The sequence below is a fragment of the Ligilactobacillus ruminis DSM 20403 = NBRC 102161 genome (assembly GCF_900113455.1).
Taxonomy (GTDB): Bacteria; Bacillota; Bacilli; order Lactobacillales; family Lactobacillaceae; genus Ligilactobacillus; species Ligilactobacillus ruminis.
Genome location: NZ_FOPI01000019.1, coordinates 36,029 through 43,346, shown reverse-complemented (window position 1 = coordinate 43,346; position 7,318 = coordinate 36,029). Strand labels below are relative to the sequence as shown.

The window sequence follows — 7,318 nt, the reverse complement described above, 5'->3', positions numbered from 1 at the left end:
CTGAATCCAAAGCAACTGCGTTTCAGACTCTTGATTCTGCGGTTTATTCCTTCAACCGGACCGTTGGAGAAATCATACTCGACGCTGTTAAGAACGGCTGTCATGTTCTTCTTCAAGGTGGAGATAGCTTTGTCCATGTTCTGACCCGAGCGACGTCAGAACCGCTCAGCTTCAGGACGAGCCGAACCCGTTCTTTACCGACGTTCATGTTCGCGGAGAATATCCGGAATATCTGAACCGCTACTTCAAGGAAAATGGCATCGAACTTTCCATGGAGCCTGAAGATGAGGCGAAAACAAAAAAGGCACGGTCGACTATTTAGGCTTCAGCTGCCATATGTCGATCATGACGTCAGATGTTTCAAAAGTCGAAAAAGCCAGCGGCAATTTTGCCATGGGCGAACTGAACCCTTATCTTGAGGCAAGCGATTGGGGCTGGCAAATTGATCCTGTCGGTCTTCGTATGACTCTGAACGAGTACTGGAATCGTTATCGCGTTCCTTTGTTCATCGTCGAAAACGGTTTGGGCGCACTTGACGAAATCAATGACGTTTACGGACACATTGATGAAAATGGAGATTACGGACAAAATTGACAAAAACAGCCGGTTGTCCGTAAAATTTCAGACGTTTTGAACCTGGTTTTAAGGAGTTTAAGAAAATGCCGATTTGATGCAAACGAATGCATAGGAAGACTGATTTTTTGTAATTTTTTTAAATAAATTATAATTAAAGGGTTTACAAAACCGCCAAAAGGGATATAATAAGAGTTGTTGATGAAATCGGTTGCATAGGAAACAATGATTGTCTTGTGTAACTGGTTTGGAACATTGCAATTATTTTATTAAAGGGGTTTAATACAGATGAAGGATTCAGTTAAAAAGATCTTCAGCTTCGAATTTTGGCAAAAATTCGGCAAATGTCTGATGGTCGTTATCGCTGTTATGCCTGCAGCCGGATTGATGATTAGTATCGGCAAGACAATTCCGATGATTAATCCGAATGCGGCAATTCTCGTCACTGTCGGTGGCGTGATTGAACAAATCGGTTGGGGCGTTATCACCAACCTGCACTTGCTTTTTGCGTTGGCAATCGGCGGAAGTTGGGCCAAGGATCGTGCTGGCGGCGCCTTTGCTGCCGGGTTGTCGTTTATTTTCCTCAACAAGATCACGGGTGCGGTATACGGAATTACAACCGACATGATTTCGAATGGTCATGCTTACGTACATACAATCTTCGGAACGAAGATTGCCGTAGCTGATTATTTCATCAATGTTTTGGAAGCGCCCGCATTGAACATGGGCGTCTTCGTCGGCATCATTGCCGGATTCGTTGGTGCGACGGCTTACAACAAGTACTACAACTTCCGCAAGCTTCCGGATGCTTTGTCATTTTTCAATGGTAAGCGCTTCGTTCCGATGGTGGTTATTTTCCGCTCTGCAATCGTTGCATTGCTTTTGGCAGCATTTTGGCCGGTTATTCAATCAGGAATCAACGGTTTCGGCACATGGATTGCCAACTCTAAGGAAAGTGCACGCTTCCTTGCACCGTTCCTTTATGGGACATTGGAACGTCTCTTGCTTCCGTTTGGCTTGCACCATATGCTGACGATTCCAATGAACTACACGTCGCTTGGCGGCACGTATACGGTTCTTTCTGGCGCTCAAGCCGGTCACCAGGTGTTTGGTCAAGATCCTCTTTGGCTTGCATGGGCAACCGACTTGGTTAACTTGCATGGCGCAGGACATATTGCGAAGTATCAGTACGTATTGACTCACTGGACTCCTGCTCGTTTCAAGGTTGGGCAAATGATCGGTGCTACAGGTACATTGATGGGTCTTTGCTACGCAATGTACCGCAACGTTGATCCAGATAAAAAAGAACAATACAAGTCAATGTACGTTTCTGCCGCACTTGCTGTTTTCTTGACAGGTGTTACGGAACCGCTTGAATATATGTTCATGTTCATCGCAATGCCGCTTTACCTCGTATATGCCATAGTTCAAGGTTGCGCATTTGCAATGGCCGATCTCGTTCATTTGCGCGTTCACTCATTTGGCAATATCGAATTTTTGACGAGAACGCCAATGGCTATTAAAGCCGGACTTTTGGGTGACATTCTGAACTTCGTTTGGGTATCGATTCTCTTTGGCGTAATCATGTACTTCATTGCAAACTTCATGATCAAGAAGTTCAACTATGCAACTCCTGGTCGAAACGGCAACTACAATGATAGTGATTCGTCCGAATCGACCGGTGCTGCTACGACTTCTGACGGCAAAGTAGATCCTAATTCACAAATCGTCAAGATTGTCAACTTGCTCGGTGGTCGCGAAAATATCGTCGACGTTGATGCTTGCATGACGCGACTTCGTGTTACGGTCAGGGATGCTGCCAAAGTCGGTGATGAAAACGCGTGGAAACATGCCGGAGCTTTGGGACTCGTCGTCAAAGACAATGGTATTCAGGCAGTCTATGGACCTAAAGCGGACGTTTTGAAGTCTGACGTCCAGGATCTGCTTGATTCCGGCGTCGAAATTCCAAAAGTTGACGTTTCGGGAAATGCTTCTTCTAAAGAAAAGCACGTTGAATACAAAGGCGTGACAGAAAACGTTGTCAGCGTGGCTGACGGTGAAGCGATCAAGATTACTGACGTCAAAGACCCTGTATTTTCCAAGAAAATGATGGGCGACGGTTTTGCTGTTAATCCGACCGGCTCAGAAGTTTACGCACCGGTTTCAGGCAAAGTCACGAACGTCTTTCCGACAAAACACGCAGTCGGATTGTTGACAGACAGCGGACTTGAAGTGCTTGTTCACATGGGACTTGATACGGTTGAATTGAAAGGCGAACCTTTCGATGTCAAAGTAAAAGAAGGTCAAACCGTAAATGCCGGCGATCTGCTTGCGGTTTGCGATTGGGACAAAGTCAAACAAGCCGGCAAGGGCACGACGATCGTGGTCGCATTCACAAATATGGATGCTGTCAAAGAGGTTAAAATTGACAAGCTTGGTCAAACTTCTGCCAAGACGGTCGTTGGGTCGGTTGAGCTTTAATAAATCGTCTCTATGGCAACCTGGAGACATAAAAGGCATTGGTAATTAGATAATCACTGTTCGAGCAACTATGGCTGTTTGAGTAAATCATCTGTATCTATGCAAATTGTGGTTCGGACACTCAATATAGGGGTGTTTGTTCACAAGTCATCGACTTTAGCCGATGGTGGTTGACATACTAGGCCGGGGAATCGCGTTATTTCCTGGCTTTTTTGAAAGGAATACGCAAAGATGGCTAAATTTTTAACCTTGAATACGCACAGTTTGTTGGGCGAAAACGTTGAAAGAAAATTGAAAATTCTGGGCGATGAAATTTTTAGCGGCGATTATGACGTCGTATGTTTGCAAGAGGTGAATCAATTGATGACTTCCGATGCGACGCAAGATTTGCCGGGGTATTGTCCTGTTGCAGGCGAAATCGCAATCCACGAGGACAATTACGGACTGCAACTTGCGAGATACCTTGCCCAAAAAGGAACAAAGTACTACTGGAGCTATGCATACAACCACGTCGGGTATGATCGTTTCAACGAAGGAGTTGCGATTTTTTCAAAAGAGCCTCTTGAAGCTTCAAGCGTACTCGTTTCAAAAGGAGATGATCCATCGGACTATCATACGCGGAAGATGCTTTTTTGCCAAACCGTTGTTGACGGAAAGAAAACCTGCGTTGCCAGCGCGCATTTTTCGTGGCTCAAGGACGGATTCCTGGATGAGTGGAAAAATGCGGTAGAAGCATTGGCTACTCAAGGAGAAAGCCTGGTGATTATGGGTGATTTCAACAATCCGGCAAACACGAAGGGCTATCAGGCAATTCTTGACAGCAAGCTTTTATTGCGTGACACGTATGTGGAAGCTGACGTTAAAGAAGGCGAAAATACGATTGAAGCAGACATCGATGGTTGGGAAGGCAACAAGGATGCTTTGAGAATCGATTTTATTTTTGCAACGAAAAATTTTGTTTCGCAAACAAGCAGAGTCGTGTTTGATGGCAAGAAAATGCCGGCAATCAGCGATCATTTCGGCGTTTCATGCGAAGCAACCGTAAACTAGACATAAAAGAGACTAGGAAAAACGATGCCTCAAATTGAGAAACCGGATGATTTGCAATCAATTGCAATCATCCGGTTTTTTTTCGTATACGTGACAAGTGCCTGTTATGATTTAAATAACCCAAAATAGTTTGGCGCGCTGATTTATCAGTCGCTGCATTTGGCAAAATCACTGTCGTTTACGGACAAATGCTCCGAAAAGCAGCTTCTGTCCTTAAATCTGCATAGATTTTGACTAGATTAGTTGAGCAGAACTGTATTTTAAAAAATGCGGACAAAATCAGTCGCAAATCGACCGCTTTCGTTCGGCATTTCATTTAATTCAAGTAAGAAACGGGATTTTTTCCCAGCCTCTTTTTGTTTGGAAAATGCAGGGCTGAGTTGTGCTTTAACGATTTTTTAAGATTACGGGAAAATCTTAAAAAACGGCAATTTGCCTGTAATGAAAGCATATAAGTTAAAACAAGACTGCGAAAACCGAAGAAGAAAAAGGACTTCCTGTTGAATATCGGGAAGTCCTTTTTGGATGCGAATTTTTTTATTCCGGGAACTGGATTTTACTGACCAAAAATCTGCCCAATTGATGCGGACCTCTTAAACGTGACGGGTAAGACGTATTCCATCTGTTTGAGTTTTTCATCCGGATTTTTGATGCGTTCAAGCAAAAGATTGATCAAAACCGAGGCGATGTCTTCAAGCGGTTGAACGACTGTTGAAAGTTCGGGATGATAAGTTGAAACGAGTTCCGTTCCGTCAAAGCCGGTGACTTTCAAGTCGTTTGGGACGTTTATGCCGAGTTCGCGGGCAGCCTGTAAAACAAGCAAAGCCGTCAGGTCGTCGGTGCAGACGATGCCATCGGCGACGCTTTTTGACAAAAGTTCTTTGATGGAAAAGCTTTTGAGCGAGGCGGATTCGGTAAAGCTGACCGTATGAGTGTGGCGCGTCAGTTTGAGCCGATCGATTTCATCGCAATATCCTTTGAGACGCTTGTCCGTCGGATTGCCGCTTTGATGCGGGTTGCCCAAAAAATAGATATGGCGCGCACCAGCTTCGTAAAGTTCTTTCGTGGCCGTAATGCCGCCTTGATAATTGTCGCAACTGACGGTTGGGATAGTTTCAGACAGGTAGCGGTCAAAGGAAACAATCGGCAAACCAACGTTTTTGTATTCCTCGATGCCAAGATTGTGGGTACCGGCAATGATGCCGTCAACCTGATTTGCAATCAGCATTTTGAGATAGTCGCGCTCTTTTTTCTTGTTTTGGGCAGAGTTGCACAAGATAATCTTATAGCCGGCATCGAAAAGTTTTTCTTCGACGCGCTGCACCAGTTCGGCGTAAAACGGGTTCATGATCGAAGGAAAAATAATGCCGATCAGGTGCGTGCTCTTACCGTGAAGCGAGCGTGCAAGCGAATTTGGCTGATAGTTGAGCTCTTTCATCGCACGGTAGACCCGTTGTCTTGTTTTTTCGCTGATATATCCGTAGTTGTTAATGACGCGCGAAACGGTCGTTTTGGAAACGCCGGCTTTTTTGGCGACATCGGTCAGTTTTGGTCGCATAAAAATCGTCCTTTCGCTAGGTGATTCAGATGCTCTGCATTTTCCAGAAAGTTCCGCGATATTTGACGTCCGATTGCGATTCGATCACGATTGACTTTTGACCTTTTTCAGGGAAGAAACGTGCCGTCATCGTTTTCTTGCCGCCGTTGATGAAAATTTCGCAAATCGAGTTGTCAACGAAAATGTCAAGCTCAATCGGAGCATTTTTTGCAACCAAAGTTGTTCTTTTCGTGCCAAATTCAGTGGCGAAAACCTTGCCGCTGTTTCCGCGATCAAGGGTCAGACTGCCTTCTTCAGTGTCAAAAACAAGTTTTAGACTTTGGTTGTTCAAACCGTTTTTTTCGAGGTGCAAAATTCCTTTCTGGTTGGCATCTAAAGTTAATTTTAATTCATATTGGCTGCCCGTATCGGAAACGAGGTTTTGAATGTGGTCCATGCCTTGTTCTTGAGTCAAAGGAAGCCCGTCATAGCGCAGGTCGGCCATTGCTTTGACAGGACGCTGAATCAGTTCGCCTTTGTCCGTTAATAAAAGCTCTTTGACCTGGCTCAAGCAATGAGCCCAGTTTTCTTTATCCGTTGGGTATTCAATTTCAGGAAGACCTGTCCAACTGATGAGATATGTTTTGCCGTCAGGTGCGTTGAAGGCTTGCGAAGCGTAGACGTCAAAACCTTCGTCGAGGTTTTTGATCGTTTTGTCGCTTGCTTCAAAACGTCCTGCATCAAGGTTGACAGAATCTCCGATGATGTAGTTGTTCGGATAGATGTTGTCATATGAGCAGATGTTTTTGTCCATGCCTTGCGGACAGAAAATGAGCACCGGTTTGTCGTTGATGAAGACCAAACTTGGGCATTCAATCATGTATCCCATGTTTTCGTCCGTGAAATGAAGATATCCGAGGTCTTCGAAGTTCTTCAGGTCTTTGGAGCGATAAATTGAGATGCGACCGTCTTTTTGTGTCGCATCCTGTGCACCGATGATTGCATAGTACTCATCTTTGTGCTTGATGATTTGCGGATCGCGGAAATGCTCCGTGATGTGATCCGGTTGTGTAATCAATGGTTCAGGGAGTTTTTCGATGCGATTGTTCTCATCCATCCAGGCACCGAGCTGGTATGGGTGCCGAACCCAGTTTTCATCTCTTGAATTACCGTTATACATGATGAAAAGCTTGTTTCCGACTTGGAGAGCAGAGCCCGAGTAGGCGCCGTTTTTATCGTATTCAAAATCGGGGTTCAGGCCAATGCCCAAGTTTTCCCAATGAACCAGATTCTTTGAACGCATGTGATTCCATGATTTTAAACCATGAACCGGTCCAAAAGGATATGATTGGTAGAATACGTGCCAATATCCATTATAATATGAAAAACCGTTCGGGTCATTAAGCAATCCGGAAGTCGGCATGATATGATAGCCTAATTTGTAATCTGAGCATGCAGCCTGCGCTTGAAGATCGAGCAAGGTTTTTGCTCCCCAATCGGCATAAGGCTTGTAGCGCAATTCTCTTGACCATTCCATAGCAAATTTCCTTTCTTGACATAAAGGTTGAAAACGTTGTCTTATTATGCTTTAATTGTAACCTCTAAGTCTGAATATGTCAATCGATTAACACTCTAAAAATGTTGATATAACTGTAATTTTAGAAATCATTTATAAAA

4 protein-coding genes and 2 pseudogenes are annotated in these 7,318 nt (G+C 44.5%); 3 read left to right on the top strand and 3 right to left on the bottom strand.

Features of this window, described 5'->3' with window-relative positions; translation table 11 throughout:
- Window positions 1–137, bottom strand: a pseudogene (locus BMZ95_RS10890) (transposase); the annotation flags it as partial.
- A 5-nt stretch (window positions 138–142) separates the two neighbouring features.
- On the opposite strand from BMZ95_RS10890, the pseudogene BMZ95_RS11480 reads away from it, so the two are divergent.
- From BMZ95_RS11480 to BMZ95_RS06790, 3 genes and pseudogenes are all read left to right on the top strand, one after another.
- Window positions 143–582, top strand: a pseudogene (locus BMZ95_RS11480) (family 1 glycosylhydrolase); the annotation flags it as partial.
- A gap of 279 nt (window positions 583–861) precedes the next feature.
- The gene (locus BMZ95_RS06795; RefSeq protein WP_014074241.1) at window positions 862–3,054 is read left to right on the top strand and encodes a PTS transporter subunit IIBC; all 2,193 of its coding nucleotides are present in this window, start codon (window positions 862–864) and stop codon (window positions 3,052–3,054) included.
- A 231-nt stretch (window positions 3,055–3,285) separates the two neighbouring features.
- Entirely contained in the window at window positions 3,286–4,104 is an 819-nt protein-coding gene (locus BMZ95_RS06790) for an endonuclease/exonuclease/phosphatase family protein (RefSeq protein WP_014074240.1), read from the top strand.
- Between the two features lie 556 nt (window positions 4,105–4,660).
- Here the strand turns inward: BMZ95_RS06790 and BMZ95_RS06785 are convergent.
- Both BMZ95_RS06785 and BMZ95_RS06780 read right to left on the bottom strand, forming a co-directional pair.
- Window positions 4,661–5,662 carry a LacI family DNA-binding transcriptional regulator gene (locus BMZ95_RS06785; RefSeq protein ID WP_014074239.1) on the bottom strand — a complete coding sequence of 334 codons (1,002 nt, stop codon included), beginning with the start codon at window positions 5,660–5,662 and terminating at the stop codon, window positions 4,661–4,663.
- Window positions 5,663–5,687: 25 nt separating this feature from the next.
- Window positions 5,688–7,178, bottom strand: a complete 1,491-nt coding sequence (locus tag BMZ95_RS06780) for a sucrose-6-phosphate hydrolase (RefSeq protein ID WP_014074238.1) — start codon at window positions 7,176–7,178, stop codon at window positions 5,688–5,690.
- Window positions 7,179–7,318: the final 140 nt, after the last annotated feature.